Source organism: Klebsiella sp. C360 (assembly GCF_048822415.1).
In the GTDB taxonomy this organism is placed as follows: domain Bacteria; phylum Pseudomonadota; class Gammaproteobacteria; order Enterobacterales; family Enterobacteriaceae; genus Klebsiella; species Klebsiella quasipneumoniae.
In genome coordinates this window covers 474,783-492,044 of sequence record NZ_JBMEZZ010000001.1, presented here as the reverse complement: position 1 = coordinate 492,044, position 17,262 = coordinate 474,783, and the positions used below count along the sequence as shown (strand labels likewise).

At 50.8% G+C, this 17,262-nt stretch carries 30 protein-coding genes and 1 pseudogene; 30 read left to right on the top strand and 1 reads right to left on the bottom strand.

The genetic code is table 11. The features are described 5' to 3' along the window. The first annotated feature begins 331 nt into the window (after window positions 1–331). The 9 genes from ACOI7D_RS02515 to ACOI7D_RS02475 all read left to right on the top strand — a co-directional run bounded on the left by ACOI7D_RS02515 (window position 332) and on the right by ACOI7D_RS02475 (window position 5,124). Entirely contained in the window at window positions 332–523 is a 192-nt protein-coding gene (locus tag ACOI7D_RS02515; RefSeq protein WP_100681014.1) for a TrmB family transcriptional regulator, read from the top strand. Between the two features lie 149 nt (window positions 524–672). Continuing rightward, a complete protein-coding gene (locus ACOI7D_RS02510) occupies window positions 673–1,722 on the top strand; it encodes a DNA-methyltransferase (protein WP_102781423.1) in 1,050 nt (349 codons plus the stop codon). 141 nt (window positions 1,723–1,863) lie between these two features. After that, window positions 1,864–2,124: a hypothetical protein gene (locus ACOI7D_RS02505; RefSeq protein ID WP_100681809.1), complete on the top strand. Its 261-nt coding sequence runs from the start codon at window positions 1,864–1,866 to the stop codon at window positions 2,122–2,124. Window positions 2,125–2,126: 2 nt separating this feature from the next. After that, the gene (locus ACOI7D_RS02500; RefSeq protein ID WP_100681818.1) at window positions 2,127–2,384 is read left to right on the top strand and encodes a DNA polymerase III subunit theta; all 258 of its coding nucleotides are present in this window, start codon (window positions 2,127–2,129) and stop codon (window positions 2,382–2,384) included. Window positions 2,385–2,577: 193 nt separating this feature from the next. After that, window positions 2,578–3,423 carry a TAXI family TRAP transporter solute-binding subunit gene (locus ACOI7D_RS02495; RefSeq protein ID WP_172957023.1) on the top strand — a complete coding sequence of 282 codons (846 nt, stop codon included), beginning with the start codon at window positions 2,578–2,580 and terminating at the stop codon, window positions 3,421–3,423. A 2-nt stretch (window positions 3,424–3,425) separates the two neighbouring features. Next, entirely contained in the window at window positions 3,426–3,578 is a 153-nt protein-coding gene (locus tag ACOI7D_RS02490) for a hypothetical protein (protein WP_165785837.1), read from the top strand. Window positions 3,579–4,136: 558 nt separating this feature from the next. Then, entirely contained in the window at window positions 4,137–4,460 is a 324-nt protein-coding gene (locus tag ACOI7D_RS02485) for a phage holin, lambda family (protein ID WP_032430487.1), read from the top strand. Further along, on the top strand, window positions 4,444–4,923 hold the full coding sequence (locus ACOI7D_RS02480) for a glycoside hydrolase family protein (protein ID WP_100681808.1): 480 nt from the start codon (window positions 4,444–4,446) through the stop codon (window positions 4,921–4,923). Before ACOI7D_RS02485 ends, ACOI7D_RS02480 begins: the two co-directional genes overlap by 17 nt. A 15-nt stretch (window positions 4,924–4,938) precedes the next feature. Beyond that, window positions 4,939–5,124 carry a hypothetical protein gene (locus ACOI7D_RS02475; protein WP_100681807.1) on the top strand — a complete coding sequence of 62 codons (186 nt, stop codon included), beginning with the start codon at window positions 4,939–4,941 and terminating at the stop codon, window positions 5,122–5,124. A gap of 12 nt (window positions 5,125–5,136) precedes the next feature. Here the strand turns inward: ACOI7D_RS02475 and ACOI7D_RS02470 are convergent, their stop codons facing one another. Continuing rightward, entirely contained in the window at window positions 5,137–5,319 is a 183-nt protein-coding gene (locus tag ACOI7D_RS02470) for a hypothetical protein (protein WP_102017099.1), read from the bottom strand. 85 nt (window positions 5,320–5,404) lie between these two features. Here ACOI7D_RS02470 and ACOI7D_RS02465 point away from each other — a divergent pair. The 21 genes and pseudogenes from ACOI7D_RS02465 to ACOI7D_RS02365 all read left to right on the top strand — a co-directional run bounded on the left by ACOI7D_RS02465 (window position 5,405) and on the right by ACOI7D_RS02365 (window position 17,213). Continuing rightward, window positions 5,405–5,688 (top strand): annotated as a pseudogene (locus ACOI7D_RS02465) (DUF7681 family protein). Between the two features lie 187 nt (window positions 5,689–5,875). Continuing rightward, window positions 5,876–6,151: a hypothetical protein gene (locus ACOI7D_RS02460; protein ID WP_084441294.1), complete on the top strand. Its 276-nt coding sequence runs from the start codon at window positions 5,876–5,878 to the stop codon at window positions 6,149–6,151. Beyond that, window positions 6,102–6,299, top strand: a complete 198-nt coding sequence (locus ACOI7D_RS02455) for a hypothetical protein (RefSeq protein ID WP_084441291.1) — start codon at window positions 6,102–6,104, stop codon at window positions 6,297–6,299. The genes ACOI7D_RS02460 and ACOI7D_RS02455 overlap by 50 nt, the downstream gene beginning before the upstream one ends. 70 nt (window positions 6,300–6,369) lie before the next feature. Beyond that, the gene (locus ACOI7D_RS02450) at window positions 6,370–6,858 is read left to right on the top strand and encodes a hypothetical protein (protein WP_031592522.1); all 489 of its coding nucleotides are present in this window, start codon (window positions 6,370–6,372) and stop codon (window positions 6,856–6,858) included. Window positions 6,859–6,942: 84 nt separating this feature from the next. Further along, complete coding sequence (locus ACOI7D_RS02445) at window positions 6,943–7,332, top strand: hypothetical protein (protein WP_100681805.1); 390 nt, start codon at window positions 6,943–6,945, stop codon at window positions 7,330–7,332. 66 nt (window positions 7,333–7,398) lie between these two features. Further along, on the top strand, window positions 7,399–7,644 hold the full coding sequence (locus ACOI7D_RS02440; protein ID WP_084441289.1) for a DUF2560 family protein: 246 nt from the start codon (window positions 7,399–7,401) through the stop codon (window positions 7,642–7,644). Between the two features lie 55 nt (window positions 7,645–7,699). Next, window positions 7,700–8,041, top strand: a complete 342-nt coding sequence (locus tag ACOI7D_RS02435; RefSeq protein ID WP_109547532.1) for an HNH endonuclease — start codon at window positions 7,700–7,702, stop codon at window positions 8,039–8,041. Between the two features lie 182 nt (window positions 8,042–8,223). Beyond that, window positions 8,224–8,688 carry a phage terminase small subunit P27 family gene (locus ACOI7D_RS02430; RefSeq protein WP_038808146.1) on the top strand — a complete coding sequence of 155 codons (465 nt, stop codon included), beginning with the start codon at window positions 8,224–8,226 and terminating at the stop codon, window positions 8,686–8,688. Then, window positions 8,642–10,378, top strand: coding sequence for a terminase large subunit (locus tag ACOI7D_RS02425; protein ID WP_025713389.1), 1,737 nt, complete (start codon window positions 8,642–8,644; stop codon window positions 10,376–10,378). The genes ACOI7D_RS02430 and ACOI7D_RS02425 overlap by 47 nt, the downstream gene beginning before the upstream one ends. A 6-nt stretch (window positions 10,379–10,384) precedes the next feature. Next, window positions 10,385–11,704, top strand: coding sequence for a phage portal protein (locus tag ACOI7D_RS02420; RefSeq protein ID WP_025713388.1), 1,320 nt, complete (start codon window positions 10,385–10,387; stop codon window positions 11,702–11,704). Further along, a complete protein-coding gene (locus ACOI7D_RS02415; RefSeq protein WP_025713387.1) occupies window positions 11,680–12,387 on the top strand; it encodes an HK97 family phage prohead protease in 708 nt (235 codons plus the stop codon). Before ACOI7D_RS02420 ends, ACOI7D_RS02415 begins: the two co-directional genes overlap by 25 nt. 9 nt (window positions 12,388–12,396) lie before the next feature. Continuing rightward, a complete protein-coding gene (locus tag ACOI7D_RS02410; RefSeq protein ID WP_042920261.1) occupies window positions 12,397–13,617 on the top strand; it encodes a phage major capsid protein in 1,221 nt (406 codons plus the stop codon). Between the two features lie 45 nt (window positions 13,618–13,662). Further along, window positions 13,663–13,917 (top strand): hypothetical protein, encoded by a 255-nt coding sequence (locus ACOI7D_RS02405; protein ID WP_038808150.1) that lies wholly within the window; start codon window positions 13,663–13,665, stop codon window positions 13,915–13,917. Window positions 13,918–13,922: 5 nt separating this feature from the next. Then, complete coding sequence (locus tag ACOI7D_RS02400; protein WP_109547613.1) at window positions 13,923–14,255, top strand: head-tail connector protein; 333 nt, start codon at window positions 13,923–13,925, stop codon at window positions 14,253–14,255. 12 nt (window positions 14,256–14,267) lie between these two features. Beyond that, complete coding sequence (locus ACOI7D_RS02395; protein ID WP_075212077.1) at window positions 14,268–14,606, top strand: phage head closure protein; 339 nt, start codon at window positions 14,268–14,270, stop codon at window positions 14,604–14,606. Beyond that, a complete protein-coding gene (locus ACOI7D_RS02390; RefSeq protein ID WP_080901363.1) occupies window positions 14,603–15,052 on the top strand; it encodes an HK97-gp10 family putative phage morphogenesis protein in 450 nt (149 codons plus the stop codon). The genes ACOI7D_RS02395 and ACOI7D_RS02390 overlap by 4 nt, the downstream gene beginning before the upstream one ends. Continuing rightward, complete coding sequence (locus tag ACOI7D_RS02385; protein ID WP_042947699.1) at window positions 15,049–15,396, top strand: DUF3168 domain-containing protein; 348 nt, start codon at window positions 15,049–15,051, stop codon at window positions 15,394–15,396. The genes ACOI7D_RS02390 and ACOI7D_RS02385 overlap by 4 nt, the downstream gene beginning before the upstream one ends. 56 nt (window positions 15,397–15,452) lie before the next feature. Further along, on the top strand, window positions 15,453–16,157 hold the full coding sequence (locus ACOI7D_RS02380) for an immunoglobulin domain-containing protein (RefSeq protein ID WP_109547531.1): 705 nt from the start codon (window positions 15,453–15,455) through the stop codon (window positions 16,155–16,157). Between the two features lie 30 nt (window positions 16,158–16,187). Beyond that, entirely contained in the window at window positions 16,188–16,592 is a 405-nt protein-coding gene (locus ACOI7D_RS02375) for a phage tail assembly chaperone (RefSeq protein ID WP_109547530.1), read from the top strand. Window positions 16,593–16,594: 2 nt separating this feature from the next. After that, window positions 16,595–16,900: a phage tail assembly protein T gene (locus tag ACOI7D_RS02370; protein ID WP_109547529.1), complete on the top strand. Its 306-nt coding sequence runs from the start codon at window positions 16,595–16,597 to the stop codon at window positions 16,898–16,900. 82 nt (window positions 16,901–16,982) lie between these two features. Continuing rightward, a complete protein-coding gene (locus tag ACOI7D_RS02365) occupies window positions 16,983–17,213 on the top strand; it encodes a YebO family protein (protein ID WP_226453187.1) in 231 nt (76 codons plus the stop codon). Window positions 17,214–17,262: the final 49 nt, after the last annotated feature.

Below are 17,262 nucleotides of genomic sequence, written 5' to 3'. Positions count from 1 at the left end.
AGTATAGTCGATTCTTCGCGTTTTTTATTAAATGATAGTGTTGATAAATACTACCGCGCATTCAAGTTATCTGAAATGACTCGTTGTGTACCAATAGGTTCTCCTACGTTTAAAGTATATGATCGTCTATAAGAGGTCCGTCCAATGTAAAAAAAACTAACGCGGTCCGCATTTTTATGTGTAATGTGTTAAGAGTGGTCACTTCGACACACAGCTTAAACATAAAAAAACTCGCTCTGGCGGGTTTTTTTATGGTTATCGCGATTGTTTCTTGCTGTGGTTACTAACCAGAGTTATCTGTATGTCACGCCACTTTTTTAAGGTAAAAGACATGCTAAATCAGCAAGATATGACGGAAAAAGCCAAGGCTGTTTTTGATGAGTTAAGTGACAAACCGGCTACGGCTGGGGATATTGCTCAGAATACTCACCTGAGCCGCGAACGCTGCCAGCTCATACTTACGCAGCTGGTAATGGCGGGGTTATCTGATTATCAATTCGGATGTTATAAGCGCCTCCAGTAATGGGGGCTTTTGCTGTGAAAATGGGCGGCTGGTGGGTGTTGTAGCCCCCGACCAGCCATCAGCTCATGCTTTCAGGTCACAAGCTAACCACGGCCCACTGCTTTAGCGCAAAAGCAAAGTGAGTCTATCAGAGTTACGCTTACTGATCTATGAAAAATACTGTAAAAATATCCAGTATTGAATTAATCAATGCTGATTGCCTGCAATACCTCCCAACGCTACCCGATAACTCTATTGATCTGATTGTTACCGATCCGCCTTACTTTAAGGTGAAGCCAAACGGCTGGGATAACCAATGGAGGGGGGAAGAAGACTATTTACGTTGGCTGGATAGCTGTCTTGCACAGTTCTGGCGAGTGTTAAAACCTACCGGCAGCATGTATCTGTTCTGTGGGCACCGCCTGGCAGCGGATATAGAGCTGTTGGTAAGAGAGCGATTTAACCTGCTTAACCATATCATCTGGGCTAAACCTTCGGGACGCTGGAACGGATGCAACAAAGAGAGCCTCCGGTCATATTTCCCAGCGACGGAACGTATCATTTTTGCCGACCATTATCAGGGGCCATACAAGCCCAAAAATGATGGATATGCCGCAAAATGTAATGAGCTAAAACAGCATGTCATGACACCGCTGATTTCTTACTTCCGGGATGCCAGGGAATCTCTTGGCGTGACTTCAATGCAGATTGCAGAAGCCACTGGTAAGAAAAACATGGTTTCCCACTGGTTTGGCCTTAGTCAGTGGCAACTGCCGAACGAAGCTGATTATTTGAAGCTGCAGGCGCTATTTCAAAAAATTGCCATGGAAAAGCATTCGCGCCATGAACTGGGCAAACCTCACCACCAGCTGGTTGCAACCTGGCAATCGCTGAACAGAAAATATTCTGAACTTCAGCAGGAATATTACCGGTTACGGCGCCCGTTTAGCGTGTCTGTCACGGTTCCTTACACCGACGTCTGGACTCATAAACCGGTTCAGTTTTATCCCGGCAAACATCCGTGTGAAAAACCCGCCGATATGCTGCAGCAGATCATCACGGCCAGCAGTCGGCCAGGGGAGGTGGTAGCTGATTTCTTTTTCGGATCCGGGTCAACGTTAAAGCAAGCAGCCCTTCTCGGGCGGCAGGGTATAGGTGTTGAGCTGGAGAAGGAGCGATTTGAACAGACGGTAGTTGAAATGCGTAATTTGCTGGTTTAGCTCAGCAAGTTGCGCGCTGTGGCAACGCCGTGCCGCCACCGTTCGCCGAGGCCCTGATGAGGGCCAATCTGCCTGGATATGCCACTCGAAAGGTTTAGCTGCTTAATCTATAATCCCCTTCAATAATTGTGGGGGAAGTCAATGAATAGCATTAAGTTGATTGTAGGCATTACGATTATTGGAGCGCTCTCGGGTTGTGCAGCAGTCCAATATAACGACGGTGAAAAGGTTAGTATTCAATCCGATGCTTGGTACGGGCTAGATAGTTTGCATAGCACAGCTATTAAGGCTTGTCAGCAATATGGAAAGTCGAAAGCTGTTTATCTCCATAGCGCGAATATGAATCCGAATTTACCGAAAGGTAGTGGTGTACAAAACACTATTTGGAAATGCGAGCCCTGAACATGTCTAAATATAATATCGCAGCAAAACCAAAAGAAGAGCAGGACAAGGTTAACGTTGACCTAGCGGCGTCGGGCGTAGCATACAAAGAACGCCTGAACATGCCGGTTATCGCTGAGCAGGTGGCGAGAGAGCAGCCGGAAAATTTGCGCGAGTATTTCATGGAAAGAGTGCGTTACTACCGCGAGCAAAGCATCCAGCTCCCGCGCGCTACTGACCCTCGATACATTGAGATGGCGGAGAAGAATGCCAAAAAATAAACCTTTTCGATTCAAGCCGCTACGGAGGATATTTTTCATTTCAGGGCTCGCTACCGCGGGCCTTTTTCATATCTGCGCCACGCCCGGCGCATAAAACCTGCAGAGCTTTTCGGGGTGAGCCTTTGGAATGGTCGTGTGACTGTTCTGCAGGGCGGCCACTCCGGGCGAAGGCTCACCTCAAAAGGAACGTCACATGAAAAAAGTCATTATGACCGCAATCGCGGTCGCTTCGCTGTGCCTGAGTAACGCCTCTTCGGCTGCTGAAGTCGTTATCACCACGGGTCAACAGGGTTTGACCTACAACGCGGTCTATGGCGTGAACCTCGCCAGCGCACTGAGTGAGTATGGCTACAGTTCGACAGTGATCCCCAGTAAAGGCTCTTTGGATAATCTCGATAAGGTGGCCAGCGGTGCTGCTCAGATCGGTTTCACCCAGGCTGATGCCTTCCAATACTGGCGTGGCCGTCACGTCAACGAAGCCCAGAAGGTGGACATTATCGGCGAGCTGGCCGATGAGTGTGTTTTTGTCGCGGTGAAGAAGGGCGGGAAGGTTAGTGATGAAGGGGATTTAAAGGCTGGAGTGAAAATCGCGGTCGGCGAGCCTACCAGCGGATCTTATGCGTCATGGCAATACCTTCAGGGTCTGGAAAAGGACTACGCCAAAGTCGAGACCTACGCGAAAGGCGGCGTGCGCTCGCTAGCGAAAGTCACTACTGGTGAATATGACGCATTCCTCTGGGTCTCTGCGCCGGACCGGTCGAATAAGTTTCTGGAAGCGGTAAATCAGGAAGGCAGTGGACTGGCTATGATCGACATGAACGGCTGGCACCTAGACGATAAGTTGCCTAACGGGAAACCGGTATACGAGTTGAAAAAGGCGGTGACCGAATCCGGCTGGCTGAGCGACTCGAAGGTCAAAGTCCCCTGCACCAAAACGCTGGTGGTCGCCAATACCGATGCCGGTGATGACATGCTCGAAACGGCCTCAACCGTACTGCTGAAAAACCTGAGCCGCGTGCTCGGCACCAACGGTAAATAATCATGCTGCGCAGGCTGTGTTTTTGGGCGCTGTTTGCCGTTCTACTGTTCGTATCCTGGCGGCTGGCGGGCGTGCTGATGGATATGGTTACACTGGTGGTTATCCTCGCTGCGCTGGCAGCCTGCCGTTACTGGCCATTTAAAAGCAAATCCTGACACTGTGCAAAAGGCATCTTCGGGTGCCTTTGACAGAGTGTTACATATTGACTAACACAAAGTTTACAAATTAGATTAGCGGCATGGTGAATCCCCCTGTGCGGAGGGGCGACCAGTCACTTACAGTGATCTGTAAATGCAGCGCGGGCCATGTCGGCTGGGACATGCCCACCGGGAGGCACCCGGCACCATATGCAATGCTACTAAGCTATTTGGTAGTGGGTTGCCGTTTCGGCTTCTCCAGCTATGTTTAAAAGGCAGTAACGGAATAATGATCACTCTCCTGGTAAATCGGTAGCTCGGACTATTAGGTGCGTATCGAACCGTTACAGAATCAGAATGCCTACCTTTCTGCCCGTTCCTCTGAGCGGGCTTTTTTTTCGCCTGATTAAGGCACTTCAACTAACCAAAAGCATTTAAGGGCTGCGCTATTGCGCGGCCTTTTTCATTTCAGGCTCACGGGAATCATCATCGATAAAGCTCGTTGTTAAATCAGCCCGATGGGCCTGAACCTTTTCAAACACACAGCGCCATCCGTCATTAACGGAGGTGAGGCTTATGCGAATGCCCTACAAACAAGATTTCATCGCCGCTCTGCTGGCAGCTAAGGAGCAGGGTATCGGCGCAATACTGGCTTTCATCATGGCGTATTTGCGTGGCCGCTATAACGGTGGCGCCATGGCGAAGACGCTGATCGATGCTGTCATGTGCGCGATGATCGCCTGGTTCGTCCGTGACCTTCTCGACTTCATTGGCCTGAGCAGCAATCTCGCCTACATCGCCAGTGTCTTCATTGGCTATATCGGTACTGACTCGATCGGGAGCTTGATTAAAAAAATCGCAGCCAGAAAGGCAGGAGTTGATGATGCTGGAGATCAATAAACAACGTAAAGCGTTTCTGGACATGCTCGCTTGGTCTGAAGGTACAGACAAAGCGGGGCAGCCGACAAAGAACCGAGGCTATGACGTCATTGTTGGTGGTTCACTCTTTACTGACTACAGCGATCATCCACGCAAGTTGGTTAACCTGCCAAAGCTGGGTATCAAATCCACCGCAGCGGGGCGCTACCAGCTCCTGTCGAAGTGGTGGGATGCTTACCGCAAGCAGCTCGGCCTGAAGGACTTCTCCCCGGCATCACAGGACCAGGTCGCGCTACAGCAGATTAAAGAGCGTTGCGCTCTGCCGCTTATTGACAACGGGCAGATTCGTCAGGCTATCGACCGTTGCAGCAATATTTGGGCATCTCTCCCCGGAGCTGGTTACGGTCAGTTTGAGCACGAAGCCGACAACCTCATCGCAAAATTCAAAGCCGCTGGCGGCTTCGTCGCTGAAGTTAAATCATGAACCTGAAGGTAAATTATGAACTATCTCATTAACCGACTTAAAGAGCCGTCTACCTGGCGCGGCATTATCCTGGTCATTGCTGGTGTCTTCGGCTATCAGATGCCTCCGGGCGTTCAGGAAACCGTCATCGCTGGCGGCGTAGCGCTGGCTGGCGTTGTTGGCGCGGTGATGCCGGACAGCGTTAAGAAGCAAGCAGGCTAGCAACCGGCAGGGCTACAGAACCCCGCTTTCCTTTAGTTTCTTAACCAATAAGTAATTGGTGATTACTCCAAGAGAAATCCCAACAATCCACGGCACAGCTGAATCAAGCATTAGTGAGTTGTTCACGTTAATGCTGGCGGTGATGCAGGCATAGGTATTTGTAAAAGCAAACCATGTAAAAAGTATCTGTTTCATTTGGTTATCTCCACGCTTTCCCTCCCAACAATATCCACCTACGAGCCGGTAAAAGCAAATCAGATACAACCGAAAGGGCTACGAAATGAGTGAAGCAAAACCGCAGGACGGCAGCACTGTAAAAGGCTACCGCACATTAACCGCTGGCGACATTGAGCGCATGAACCGCCTCAAAGGTGTCAGCCGGCATTTTTGCAGTCTGCTCGAGACTGAGCGAGAGGTTGCAACGGCTGAAGTTGTCGAGCGCGGTAGTCAGGCCGAAACCGAGAGAGTAGAGGCTTTGCGCTGCATGGCTATCGCGCGTACCAAAATGCAGGAAGCCTGTATGTGGCATGCCGTGCAGTCGCCCGGCCTGATGCTGACTGTTAACCCCACTAAGGGATAAAACAGCCTGCATCCCCACGTGAGGATATTACAGAAGTCACTAAGTTAGTGGCTTCGATAATGCTCCCCACATCGATGATTAGCCCCGCTCTGGTGGTGCTGGCGGTGCTCTCGCAATACGTAAGGCAACCGTCACTGAAAGATAAGGCCGAGAACTGAAGGGGCAGCAGCAATGAGTTTCGAAATTATTGCAGGGCTGGTGGTTGTGATGCTGGGAGCTATCGCCGGTGCGTTCGGCATCGGCCATGCACGCGGGACCAGTAAGGCGGAAGCCAAGGCCGATCAGCGGCACACCGAAGAGAACGCCGCCGCCACCGTCGCCGCGGCAGAACGTAAGGCAGAAGTCACGAAAGAGGCCAGCGATGTACAGCAGACTGTTAGCCATATGCCTGATGACGATGTTGATCGGGAGCTGCGCGGAAAGTTTACCCGCCCCGGTAGTCGTTGATACCGCGTGCAGCTGGGTGCGGATTATCTACCTGACCGACCACGATATCGACGTAATGGACCGTCAGACCAAGCGCGACATTCTGGCGCACAACAAATCAGTGCTGGTGAACTGCCCGCAACAAACCGACAAAGCTACTAATAGCTAATAAAAACTGTTGCATCAACACAGCATGAGCATTATATCAGGGAAGACGACACAGTAAGGAGTGCTGCAAGATGAACTTAATGATGGGTGTATTCGGTTCCAGCAACAGGGGAAAAAGTGAAACGCTAATATTTCTGATAAAACTGTTTGAGCAAAGTGATCGCTATGCATCCTTTATGGCAGCAAAACCCCACCCTGGTGGAGAAAAGGATCTTATAGCTGTATTTGAGCGTGATGGACTTAAGATTGGGATATCCACTTTGGGGGATTTGGGCTCTCAGGTTGAAAAATCTACCAAAGAGTTAGCTGAGATGGGATGCAACGTGATCATCACTGCTACACGAACTCAGAAGAAAACAGTTGTTGCTTTTGAAAAGGTTGCTGAAGAGTTCAGTTTCAAAAAACTGTGGTTTGAAAAAAACAACAATATGAATGATTGTTGCAATAATTGGCCTAGTAAGCAGGAAGGGTTTGAGGCAATAAAAAGAAGCCGCTTTAATCAAAGTAATATGATGGATGCCAGTTTTATATTTAGCTACATCGACGGATTACCAGGTTGATTCGTTGGCAATAAATATCAAATACAAGTAAATACGATGCCTCGCAATAGCGGGGCTTTTTATTACAAGAAGCAGGAGAAGACAATGTTTACCGTTAAGCAGATTATTAACAACGCCACCTCATTGTATGAGGCAAAAGAAATCACCGTTGCTCGCCCTGGCTCTGAGCAATGGCGTCAGGCTTTTGCTCTTGCTGATGAACTGGATGTTATGGCGCCTGACATCATTGAGCATATCCCGATGTCCTATGAGGACCAAGATATGACGAAACCAGTTGGCGATGAGCATCAATTAACGGTCGAGCGTACTGGAGCAAACCGGGCTGATTGCATTGCCATTATTTGTTCAGGGATTCCTTCGCCAGCTTTCCCGGACATACATGAGTTTGGTGGTGTTGGATACCAGTTTCTTTACAAAGGCGATCAGATTTACATCACCAACAGCCACGGCGCGACCATCGAAACAGTTAAGTAAGGCATTACAGGAGCCATTCTGCCGAGTGGCTTCAATAATGCTCCCCACATCGCACAGAGGTAAGACATGTCAGAGATTACACCAGCAGAACAGATTCGACTGAATCTGCTTTCCATCCTGAACTACGACACCGCAGCCGCTGCTAAGGCTATTGAGTTCGTCCAGGATAGCCCGCTCAAATATCAGCTGTTCATCCAGCAGTACAACCGCGTGGTAACTGAAACTGAAGTGGTGGCACGGACTATCAAAGCGCTTCAGGAGTCGACGGAAGCGTTAGCGCTTTTTGATACCGGCGCTGAGCAGGCCAGCTAAGGCATTACAGCAGGCACTCGTTGAGCGCCTGTGATAATGCTCAAGGAGCGATTACGTGAACAAAGAGCCCCGCATCTACGGCAGCAAGTGGGACCGAGAGCGTCTTATCTTCCTGCGTGCGCACCCCTTATGCGTCATGTGCCAGGAGCAAGGCAGGGTGACAGCTGCAACGGTGGTTGACCATATCATCCCGCACAAACTGAAAGAGGCTCTGCGCTCTGCTGACAGCCAGGCAATAGCGAAGGCACAAAAGCTTTTCTGGAGCCGGAAGAACTGGCAAGGGATGTGTAAGCAGCACCACGACTCAACGAAGCAGCGAATGGAGAAGCGTGGCACCGTGATCGGCTGCGATGAAAACGGGATGCCACTGGACCCGGCTTCTCATTGGTTTAAGTGATAACCATTATCAATACATCTCAAAATTGATTGTCATTTGAAATCATTAGCATTCAAATGATATCGATTCTCATCTGAGTGGGAGGGGCGGGTCAAAAGTTCAGAACCTCGAACCCAAATGACCGCCGCCAGTCCTTTTTGTGCACAACCGCGAAATGAAAAGTTTTTTTCCGGGAGGTTCCGATGGCAGGACGACGCCCGAAACCGACCCACCTCAAAGTGGTTACCGGCAACCCGGGCAAACGAAAACTCAACGATAAAGAACCCACGCCAGCTAAAGAAATTCCAGGCCCCCCAGCTCATCTTACCGACTGGGGTAAAGTGGCATGGGGTCGGCTGACTGTGCTTCTCGATGGTATGGGTGTTCTCACCGTTGCAGATACTTTGGCGCTTGAAAGGCTTTGCGATATTTATGCCGATATCCTGCAACTGCGCGACACCATCGCTGTAGAGGGCAGAACTTATACCGTCCAGACCGAGGGTGGTTTTCTGATAAAGGCCAACCCGGCAGTTTCAATGCTGGCTGATGCCGACCGTCGTTTTAAAAGTTACCTGGTTGAATTCGGTCTGACACCAGCGGCAAGGACGAAGGTGAAAGTGAATGGCGAAACCCCCGAAGAAGACACGCTCGACAAGTTCTTCGGTTGATCCGGCAACGCAGTATGCAAAGGATGTAACCTCTGGAAAAGAACTGGCCGGTCCTGACATTCGAAATGCCTGCCAGAGACATCTCAGGGATCTTGAATCTTGCCATGCACGAGGGCTCCATTGGGATGTTGAGGCAGCACAGCGCTCCATTGATTATTTTGCGAAAGTCCTCAAGCTCAACGGGGGCGATTTTGAAGGTGCGCCTTTTGTTCTGCTTCCATGGCAGTGTTTCATCGTCGGTTCGATTTTTGGCTGGAAAAATGCCAGAGGTTTTCGCCGGTTCCGAATGGTTTACGTGGAATCAGGAAAAGGATCTGGCAAATCCCCCCTTTCTGCCGGGATAGGTCTTTACTGTCTCACTGCGGATAAAGAACCTCGTGCTGAAGTTTATGCTGCTGCTACGAAAAAAGACCAGGCAATGGTCCTATTTCGTGATGCGGTGGCGATGGTCGATCAGTCTCCGGCTCTTTCCGCACGCATACAGAAATCTGGCGGCGCCGGAAAAGAGTGGAACCTGGCTTTTCTTCAGGCTGGTTCATTCTTTCGCCCAATTAGTTCAGATGACGGACAGTCGGGTCCACGACCACATTGCGCTCTTATTGATGAAGTTCACGAGCATAAAAGCAATCAGGTTGTTGAAATGATGCGCGCCGGCACTAAAGGTCGCCGGCAGGCACTCATTTTTATGATCACCAACAGTGGACACGATAAAACCAGCGTCTGCTATGACTATCACGAATACGGTAGAAAGGTATCTGCCGGTTCGATAGAAGATGACAGTTTTTTCGCCTTTATTTGTTCACTGGATGAAGGTGACGATCCTTTCAAGGATGAGTCCTGCTGGAAAAAGGCTAACCCCTCGCTGGGTCACACGTTTGAAGAAAGCTATCTTCGTGAGCAGGTGACTCAGGCCCGGGGAATGCCTTCAAAAGAGAGTATTGTCAGGCGTCTCAACTTCTGTCAGTGGGTTGACGCGGCGAACCCGTGGATGAGCAGTGATGTCTGGATGGGATGTGAGGAAAACTTTGATCCAGATGAGCTGGAGGGTGAGGAATGCTACGGTGGCCTGGACTTGTCGGGATCCCGTGATTTGACTGCCCTGGCGCTGTTTTTTCCAAAACAACGCAAGTTGCTGGTGGAGTTCTGGACACCCAAAGATACCTTGCTCGAACGGGCTAAAACGGACCGGGTGCCTTATGACGCCTGGGAGCGCGATGGTCACATCCACACTACGCCAGGCAAAGCGGTGAAATACGGCTTTGTTGCCCAGCGTATTGCCGATCTGACGGAGAAGTTTGATATCAAGGCCATCGCCTTCGACCAGTATCGCATTAAATATCTTGAGCCGGAGCTTGAGGAAGCATCTGTTTCTGTTCCCTTAATCCCTCATGGGCAAGGGTATTACAAAGCGAAAGATTCCGGGCTGTGGATGCCTCACTCCATCGAATTGTTTGAAGAGTTGCTTGATGACAGCGTCATTATCATCAGGACGAACCCTTGTCTTCGCTGGAATGCGGCTTCAGCAGTGACGGAGGCTGATCAGAAAGAAAACCGAATTTTTGCCAAGAAAAAAAGTACCGGGCGTATCGACGGCATTGTAGCGGGCGCTATGGCAATCGGTGCCTCCGAAGGCTATGAGGATGATTCTGGCGATATCGACGACTTTTTCAGTAATCCCATCATTGTGTGAGTCACCATGAATAAAGAGAAGAAGCCAGGCCGGATAAAAAGCGCCGTTCGCCGGTGGCTCGGCGTACCCATCTCCCTTACCGACGGTGAATTCTGGGCTGCTTATGCTGGTGGGCAGTCCGCAGCAGGGAAATCCGTTACGGTTGATAAAGCCCTGCAGTTATCGGCAGTGTGGTCATGTGTAAGGCTGTTATCCGAAACCATCGCGACGTTGCCTGTTGGTTTTTACGAAAAAACGGCTGACGGTCGCCAGAATGCAAATGATCACCCGCTTTATGAGCTCCTCCATAATCAACCCAATGCTGATATGACAGCAGTGGAGTTCTGGGAAATGATCATGGCCAGCCTGCTTTTGTGGGGGAATGCTTATGCAGAAATCGATCGAACCGGAAAGCGTATTACCTCGCTGGTGCCTCTCAGGCCAGAAAGGATGAAGGTTGATTTAAGCAAGAGCGGAGGGCCCATTTATACCTACCGTGACTGGCCTTCAGGTACATCCCGAAACATTGATGAACGGGACATCATGCACATCCGCGCCTTCAGCACTAACGGGGTGATGGGGCTATCACCTGTCAGTTATGCCCGGCAGACTCTTGGTCTGGCAATGGCAACAGATGAAGCCAGCGCCAAAGTTTTTAAAAACGGTATGCGGCCCAGCGGCGTTCTCTCGATGGATCAGATCCTGAAAAAAGAGCAGCGCAATGAAGTACGGGAAAGCATGGTTGAACAATTTTCCGGTTCCATGAATACCGGGAAAATGATGGTTCTTGAAGCGGGAATGAAGTTTCAGCCTGTTGACCTCAACCCGGAAGATGCCCAGATGCTGCAGTCCAGAGCCTTCAATATCGAAGAGATTTGTCGGTGGTTCAGAGTATGGCCGGGGTTGATTGGACATACCGCCCAGGGGCAGACGATGTGGGGAAGTGGCGTCGAACAGATGCTGATTGGCTTTTTAACGTTTTCACTTCGTCCATGGCTGACCCGTATTGAGCAGGCGATTCGTAAAAGTCTCCTGGCTCCGGGAGAAAGAAATAAGTACTTCGCAGAGTTTTCCATCGAAGGTCTCTTACGTGCTGACAGCGCCGCCCGTGCCGCTTTTTACTCAACGATGACCCAGAACGGTCTGATGACCCGCAATGAAGCACGGCAAAAAGAAAACCTTCAGCCAAAACCTGGCGCTGACCAACTAACCGTTCAATCCAACCTGCTGCCGATAGATCAGCTTGGCAAGTCCGGCGACAGTGAATCAGCCAAAAACGCACTGCGGGAATGGCTTGGCATTAAATCAGAGGAGACGCCGGAATGTACCGGAAAAACGCAGCCATGAAAGTAAAGGCATTCGACTTCGATATTAAGGCTGTCAACGATGACGGCCTTTTTTCTGGATACGGTTCTGTTTTCGATGTGGTGGATAGCTACAACGAAGTCGTGGCGCCGGGCGCATTCCTCGAAAGCATCGAGGAAACGCGGGCTAAGGGGAGGACGTTCCCTGTTCTCTGGCAGCATCGCACTGGTGAACCCATCGGGAACTGGGATATCTCAACCCTGAAAGAAGATAAGCATGGGCTTTTTGGTGAAGGCGCTTTGTGGCTGGACGACGCCGCCTACGCCAAAACTGCATGGAGAGGCATGAAAACCCGTGCCATTACGGGCCTTTCCATTGGCTATTACGTTCGGGAATCGAATTACGATGAGAAAACCCGGATCCGCACATTAACGAAGCTCGACCTGGTTGAAATCTCCATCGTTACCGTACCAGCCAACGACGATGCCCGCATCGACGTCATTAAGTCGAAATTGTCACACGGTGATCTTCCTTCCTTACCTGAATTTGAGAAGTTCCTGCGAGAGGCAGGTTTCTCGAAAAGTCAGTCCGCTGCGGTCGCCTCCCGCGGACTGTCCTATCTGCTTGACCGGAGTGAGTCCGGGGGCGAAGACGGCGAAACCAAAGCGGCTATTGCGGCGATGCGCCAGCAACTGAGCCAGTTTTCTCTCCCAAAAATTCTCTAAGGGATTTATATGTACCAGAAAAAATCGGCTGATGATCAGCCACAAAGTATTGGCGAAATCTCTAATCAACTCACCATGGTGATTGATCAGGTCAAAAACTTTGGCGAAGACGTGAAGAAAAAAATGGAGGCAGGAGAAACCGTTTCGCTGGAACTGAAACAACGAACGGACGAAAGCCTTAATCAGATGAACGAGCTGAAAGAACGTCTCACTGAGCTGGAGCAAAAAGGTGCACGCCGCCCGAACGATGCACCTGCACAGCGAAAATCGCTCGGTGAGCTGGTGGTCGAAAGTGAAGAGTTCAAAGGTATGGACAGTTCGGCCCGTAAGAGCATCCGCGTCAAACTGGAACAGAAAGATATTATGAACGTGCCGGCCACTACGGGCACAGGCGCGAGCCCAACCAACAGCCTGGTGGTCTCCGATCGTGTTCAGGGCATTATCGCCCCGCCGGAACGTACTCTGACCATCCGTAATCTGCTTATCCCCGGCACTACCGCATCTAACGGTATTGAATTCGTTCAGGAAACGGGGTTTACCAATAATGCTGCAGCTGTGGCGGAAGGTGCCCTGAAACCAAAATCTGACATTCGGTTTGATTTGAAAAGTGCGCCGGTTCGTACTATTGCGCATTACTTTAAAGCGTCCCGTCAGATCCTGGACGATGCGCCCGGTCTGGCCAGCTATATCAATGGCCGCGCTCAGTATGGTCTTCGTTTCAAAGAAGAGCAGCAACTGCTGAGCGGCGATGGCACCGGCGCGAATATCCTCGGTATTCTGCCGCAGGCAACAGAATTTGCGCCAGCCCTAACCCTGTCCAATGCCACGCCGATCGACCGTCTTCGCCTGGCTGTTCTTCAGGCCGTTCTTGCGGAATATCCGGCGTCTGGTTTTGTCCTGAACCCGATTGACTGGGCAGGCATCGAGCTGACCAAAGATAACGAAGGTCGCTATATCATCGCGCAGCCGGTCAATGGTGGTGTTCCTCGTATCTGGGGTCTCCCTGTTGTGGAAACACAGGCCATGGCGCAGAACAACTTCCTGACTGGTGCCTTCAACATGGCTGCGCAAATCTTCGACCGCATGGATATCGAAGTGCTGCTCTCCACTGAGAACGAAGATGACTTTATTAAAAACATGGTCACCATTCGTGCGGAAGAGCGTCTGGCGTTAGCGGTTTATCGTCCGGAAGCATTTGTCACCGGTACTGTAACCGCTTCTGGCGGCTGACAATTCAGGGCCGCTTAGCGGCCCTCTCTTTCTGAGGAGATAGTGATGGCCAGAAAAAATGTGGCTGAACCGTCTGTACCCGACGGCGTAAATGCGGCGCCAGAACTCACAGAGTCCGGGACTATTCAGGTTCAGCCTGTCCGGCGTTTTATGGATGGTGACATTTTCAGGACGCCAGCTGATGATCCGTTTCATGTCTCTCGCTTACGTGCTGCCGAGCTCAAAGGTAACGGGCTGGTGACCATAGTAGGTGAAGTCCCTGATAACAAAATGAACCGCGCCCCCGAAACCAAAGGGTAATGGTTATGACGGTAATCAACACTGAAACAGCCATGGAACATCTCAGGCTGGATGATGAAATCGATAAAACGATGGTGGAGGGGTATCTTGCCGCTGCGGAGGATGCTGCCATGCAGTTTCTCAACCGACGCTTTTTCTCTGACCAGGCTGCTCTGGATAGTGCTGTTGAGAATGAAAGCGCTGGCGATCGTCCTCTTATCATCACGCCCTCCATTCAGAGCGCGGTTCTTCTTATCGTGGGCTGGTTGTATGAAAACCGCGGGGATGATCAGAGTCCTGATATTCCAGGACCCGCACGCTGGTTGCTGAATCCCTGGCGAATTCAAATGGGTGTTTAGCCGGAGGGGATGATGAAAATTGGACCAATGCGGCATCGGATCACCATCCGTAATTTTATTACTACACGAACACCGAGTGGTCAGCCAACAGAAGAGTGGTCTGACGGCGCCACTATCTGGGCAGAGGTTAAGGGAATCAGTGGGCGAGAGAGCCTGACTGCAGGAGCAGAAAGGGCGGATGCTACCGTTCGTGTCTGGGTTCGATATCGAAAAGATATTTCGGCATCATCGCGGCTTCTTGTCCTGAACGGCCCCTACAAAGGAGTGACATTGAATGTCACCGGGCCTCCGGTGCCAGATAGCAAAGGTACCCGGCTGGAAATTCTTTGCAAAAAGGGGACCGAAAAATGATTGATGTGAATCTGGATTTTTCCGGGCTGCAGGATATCGCCCGCGATCTGCAAACGCTCAGCAAGGCCGAAAATAATAAAGTGCTCCGGGAGTCGACCCGTGCTGGCGCCGAATTGCTCCGCCAGGAGGTTATTGATCGCGCTCCGGAGAAAACCGGCAAACTGAAGAAAAACGTTGTTGTTGTCACCCAGAAAAGCCACCGTCGCGGTGAAATTTCATCGGGGGTGCATATTCGTGGCGTTAACCCCCGAACGGGGAACAGCGACAACACCATGAAGGCCAGCAACAAGCGGAATGCGTTTTACTGGCGCTTTGTGGAGCTGGGAACATCTACGGCGCCAGCACATCCGTTTGTTCGTCCTGCCTTTGATACCCGCATGGAAGAGGCTGCGCAGGTGGCGATGCAGCGGATGAATCAGGCTATTGATGAGGTGCTGGCTAAATGACAGAAGATGATCTCTATGACCTGCTGTCGCCGCTGGCAGACGGGCGGGTTTATCCGTATGTAGTATCGCTGGGCAGCGACGGCCTTCCCGATGTTCCCGCGCCTTACATCATTTTCTCGATACCGACTGATGTTGCCGGGGATGTTTTCTGCGGCCAGGCAGAGTCGACACTGCGTATTCAGGTTGATGTATGGGCTGAAACGAATGACGAAGCCCGGGCGTTACGCCTGGATGCGCTGGCTCGCCTGCAGGTGCTTTCACCTGTCGAGGTGACAAAAATTCCTGGCTACGACACGACAACCCATCTTCATCGGGCAACCCTCGAAATAACGGTTATTGCCTGACAAAAACCAATCCAATCCGACCGCCGCTGGCGGTTTTTTCATTTATGGAGGCTGCGATGTCAGCACTATTTGAACGTGCCCAAAAAACGGTAGTAATGATTACCTCTGTGCCGGTCACCGCGGCAGAGCTGGATACCGCAACCTGGTTAAACCTGAGTTGCACTATCAAACAGGCCAGCTTTACCGCTGGTCAGAAAAACGATATTGACGTAACAGTGCTGTGTTCGGATGAAACGGAAAATATCAACGGCCTTCCTGCTCCGTCTGAAATGTCACTTTCCGGTAACTTCTACCGCAACCCGGCGCAGGATGCACTTCGTGCAGCATATGATAACGACGGGGTTTATGGATTTAAGGTTATTTTCCCGTCTGGTAATGGATTCCTGATGCGCTCTGAGGTACGTCAGCACACCTGGGATTCTCAAACCAACGGTGTTGTTGCTGCAACGTTCTCGCTACGTCTGAAAGGCAAACCCACCAATATTAATGCCCCAGGAGTCCTGTCTTTTGCTACTGACCTTCCGGCGTCCCAAACGGTCGCGGCAGGAAGCGCCCTGACTATGGGCGTGGTCGTCCAGGGCGGTACGGCACCTTATACCTACGTCTGGAAAAAGGGTACCTCGACGGTCAGCGGCCAGACCAGCGCAACGTTTACGAAAGCCAGCGCTGTATCCGGTGATGCCGGGGTTTATTCCTGCGTGGTTACCGATGCCGATGGCACCGTTATCACCTCTGCTGATCACACCGTCACCATCAGTTAATGGAGCGCCGGGAAACCGGCGATAAACTTAATGTCAAAACTGAGTCTTAAAGCACTGGCACTGGCCCCGATGGCGGGCTTTCGTAAAAAAGAAGTCACCGTTCCGGAGTGGGATAACGCCAAAGTCATCATTCGTGAGCCATCGGCAGAAGCCTGGATTCGTTGGCAGGGCATTGCCAGCCCGGAACTACCCAAATCACCGGAAGGGCAGGAAGCACCAGAGGTACCTGAACTCACCCCTGCAGAACGAGCGTTCCGCACGATGCGGGCTGATGTCACGCTTTTCATCGATATTTTGCTGGATACCGACCTGCAGCCCGTCTTTACTGTCGATGACACCGAACAGGTTGAAGCGATCTATGGCCCTGTGCATTCCCGGCTGTTGAAGCAGGCACTTGATCTCATTCGTGACGCGGATGATGCTAAAGCAAAGTAAAAATGCCTGGCATGCAGTTCCTGATGGCGCTGGCGCTCCGGATGGGCCGCACGCTGGGCGAACTGCGACAAACCATGACGGTCGGCGAATTCAGGATGTGGGCTGAATACGACCGTATCAGCCCAATCGGCGATATTCGCGGCGATATTCTCAATGCTCAGCTGGTATCTGCGGTTTACGGAGCGCAGGGCAGTAAAGTCACCATTGAAGATGCTCAGCTTCAGTGGAGCACAGAAGAGGATGAGGTAAACGACGGCGGCGATCCATTTGCAGGGCTGGAAGCGGCGCTGCTGACTGCGTCAGCATAGCCAGTAATAATTCGTGTGGATGCCACTCATTACAGGTGTTATGTTGTTTTTTTGACACACGGAGTGCATTAAATGACTATTACTGGCTGGATATTATTATTTTTTTTTTTTTTTTGCTCGCCTTATTGATCTTGTTATCTGGTATTTCCTGAACAGAGGAAGCGTAAGAGCTAATGATCAGATCGCTATGCTTAAAGAAATATCTGAAAAGCAAAGTGCTCAAATTGATCTTCTGATTGCACTTGCTCATAAAAAAGAGGAACCAGAAAAAGATTATCTGGAAGAAGCAAGGAAAAAAGCTGGTTTAATTTAATAATATTGAAATCATATAAAAGCCCCACAATGTGGGGTTTTTTGTTTCT

Coding starts and splice junctions, on each gene's coding strand:
- ACOI7D_RS02425 (WP_025713389.1), top strand. CDS start 8,642: ATGGCGAAACCCCCGAAGAAGACACGCTCGACAAGTTCTTCGGTTGAT.
- ACOI7D_RS02490 (WP_165785837.1), top strand. CDS start 3,426: ATGCTGCGCAGGCTGTGTTTTTGGGCGCTGTTTGCCGTTCTACTGTTC.
- ACOI7D_RS02495 (WP_172957023.1), top strand. CDS start 2,578: ATGAAAAAAGTCATTATGACCGCAATCGCGGTCGCTTCGCTGTGCCTG.
- ACOI7D_RS02375 (WP_109547530.1), top strand. CDS start 16,188: ATGTCAAAACTGAGTCTTAAAGCACTGGCACTGGCCCCGATGGCGGGC.
- ACOI7D_RS02405 (WP_038808150.1), top strand. CDS start 13,663: ATGGCCAGAAAAAATGTGGCTGAACCGTCTGTACCCGACGGCGTAAAT.
- ACOI7D_RS02415 (WP_025713387.1), top strand. CDS start 11,680: ATGTACCGGAAAAACGCAGCCATGAAAGTAAAGGCATTCGACTTCGAT.
- ACOI7D_RS02385 (WP_042947699.1), top strand. CDS start 15,049: ATGACAGAAGATGATCTCTATGACCTGCTGTCGCCGCTGGCAGACGGG.
- ACOI7D_RS02370 (WP_109547529.1), top strand. CDS start 16,595: ATGCCTGGCATGCAGTTCCTGATGGCGCTGGCGCTCCGGATGGGCCGC.
- ACOI7D_RS02505 (WP_100681809.1), top strand. CDS start 1,864: ATGAATAGCATTAAGTTGATTGTAGGCATTACGATTATTGGAGCGCTC.
- ACOI7D_RS02400 (WP_109547613.1), top strand. CDS start 13,923: ATGACGGTAATCAACACTGAAACAGCCATGGAACATCTCAGGCTGGAT.
- ACOI7D_RS02450 (WP_031592522.1), top strand. CDS start 6,370: ATGAACTTAATGATGGGTGTATTCGGTTCCAGCAACAGGGGAAAAAGT.
- ACOI7D_RS02410 (WP_042920261.1), top strand. CDS start 12,397: ATGTACCAGAAAAAATCGGCTGATGATCAGCCACAAAGTATTGGCGAA.
- ACOI7D_RS02475 (WP_100681807.1), top strand. CDS start 4,939: ATGAACTATCTCATTAACCGACTTAAAGAGCCGTCTACCTGGCGCGGC.
- ACOI7D_RS02455 (WP_084441291.1), top strand. CDS start 6,102: ATGTTGATCGGGAGCTGCGCGGAAAGTTTACCCGCCCCGGTAGTCGTT.
- ACOI7D_RS02500 (WP_100681818.1), top strand. CDS start 2,127: ATGTCTAAATATAATATCGCAGCAAAACCAAAAGAAGAGCAGGACAAG.
- ACOI7D_RS02470 (WP_102017099.1), bottom strand. CDS start 5,319: ATGAAACAGATACTTTTTACATGGTTTGCTTTTACAAATACCTATGCC.
- ACOI7D_RS02440 (WP_084441289.1), top strand. CDS start 7,399: ATGTCAGAGATTACACCAGCAGAACAGATTCGACTGAATCTGCTTTCC.
- ACOI7D_RS02390 (WP_080901363.1), top strand. CDS start 14,603: ATGATTGATGTGAATCTGGATTTTTCCGGGCTGCAGGATATCGCCCGC.
- ACOI7D_RS02480 (WP_100681808.1), top strand. CDS start 4,444: ATGCTGGAGATCAATAAACAACGTAAAGCGTTTCTGGACATGCTCGCT.
- ACOI7D_RS02510 (WP_102781423.1), top strand. CDS start 673: ATGAAAAATACTGTAAAAATATCCAGTATTGAATTAATCAATGCTGAT.
- ACOI7D_RS02420 (WP_025713388.1), top strand. CDS start 10,385: ATGAATAAAGAGAAGAAGCCAGGCCGGATAAAAAGCGCCGTTCGCCGG.
- ACOI7D_RS02445 (WP_100681805.1), top strand. CDS start 6,943: ATGTTTACCGTTAAGCAGATTATTAACAACGCCACCTCATTGTATGAG.
- ACOI7D_RS02430 (WP_038808146.1), top strand. CDS start 8,224: ATGGCAGGACGACGCCCGAAACCGACCCACCTCAAAGTGGTTACCGGC.
- ACOI7D_RS02380 (WP_109547531.1), top strand. CDS start 15,453: ATGTCAGCACTATTTGAACGTGCCCAAAAAACGGTAGTAATGATTACC.
- ACOI7D_RS02485 (WP_032430487.1), top strand. CDS start 4,137: ATGCGAATGCCCTACAAACAAGATTTCATCGCCGCTCTGCTGGCAGCT.
- ACOI7D_RS02515 (WP_100681014.1), top strand. CDS start 332: ATGCTAAATCAGCAAGATATGACGGAAAAAGCCAAGGCTGTTTTTGAT.
- ACOI7D_RS02460 (WP_084441294.1), top strand. CDS start 5,876: ATGAGTTTCGAAATTATTGCAGGGCTGGTGGTTGTGATGCTGGGAGCT.
- ACOI7D_RS02395 (WP_075212077.1), top strand. CDS start 14,268: ATGAAAATTGGACCAATGCGGCATCGGATCACCATCCGTAATTTTATT.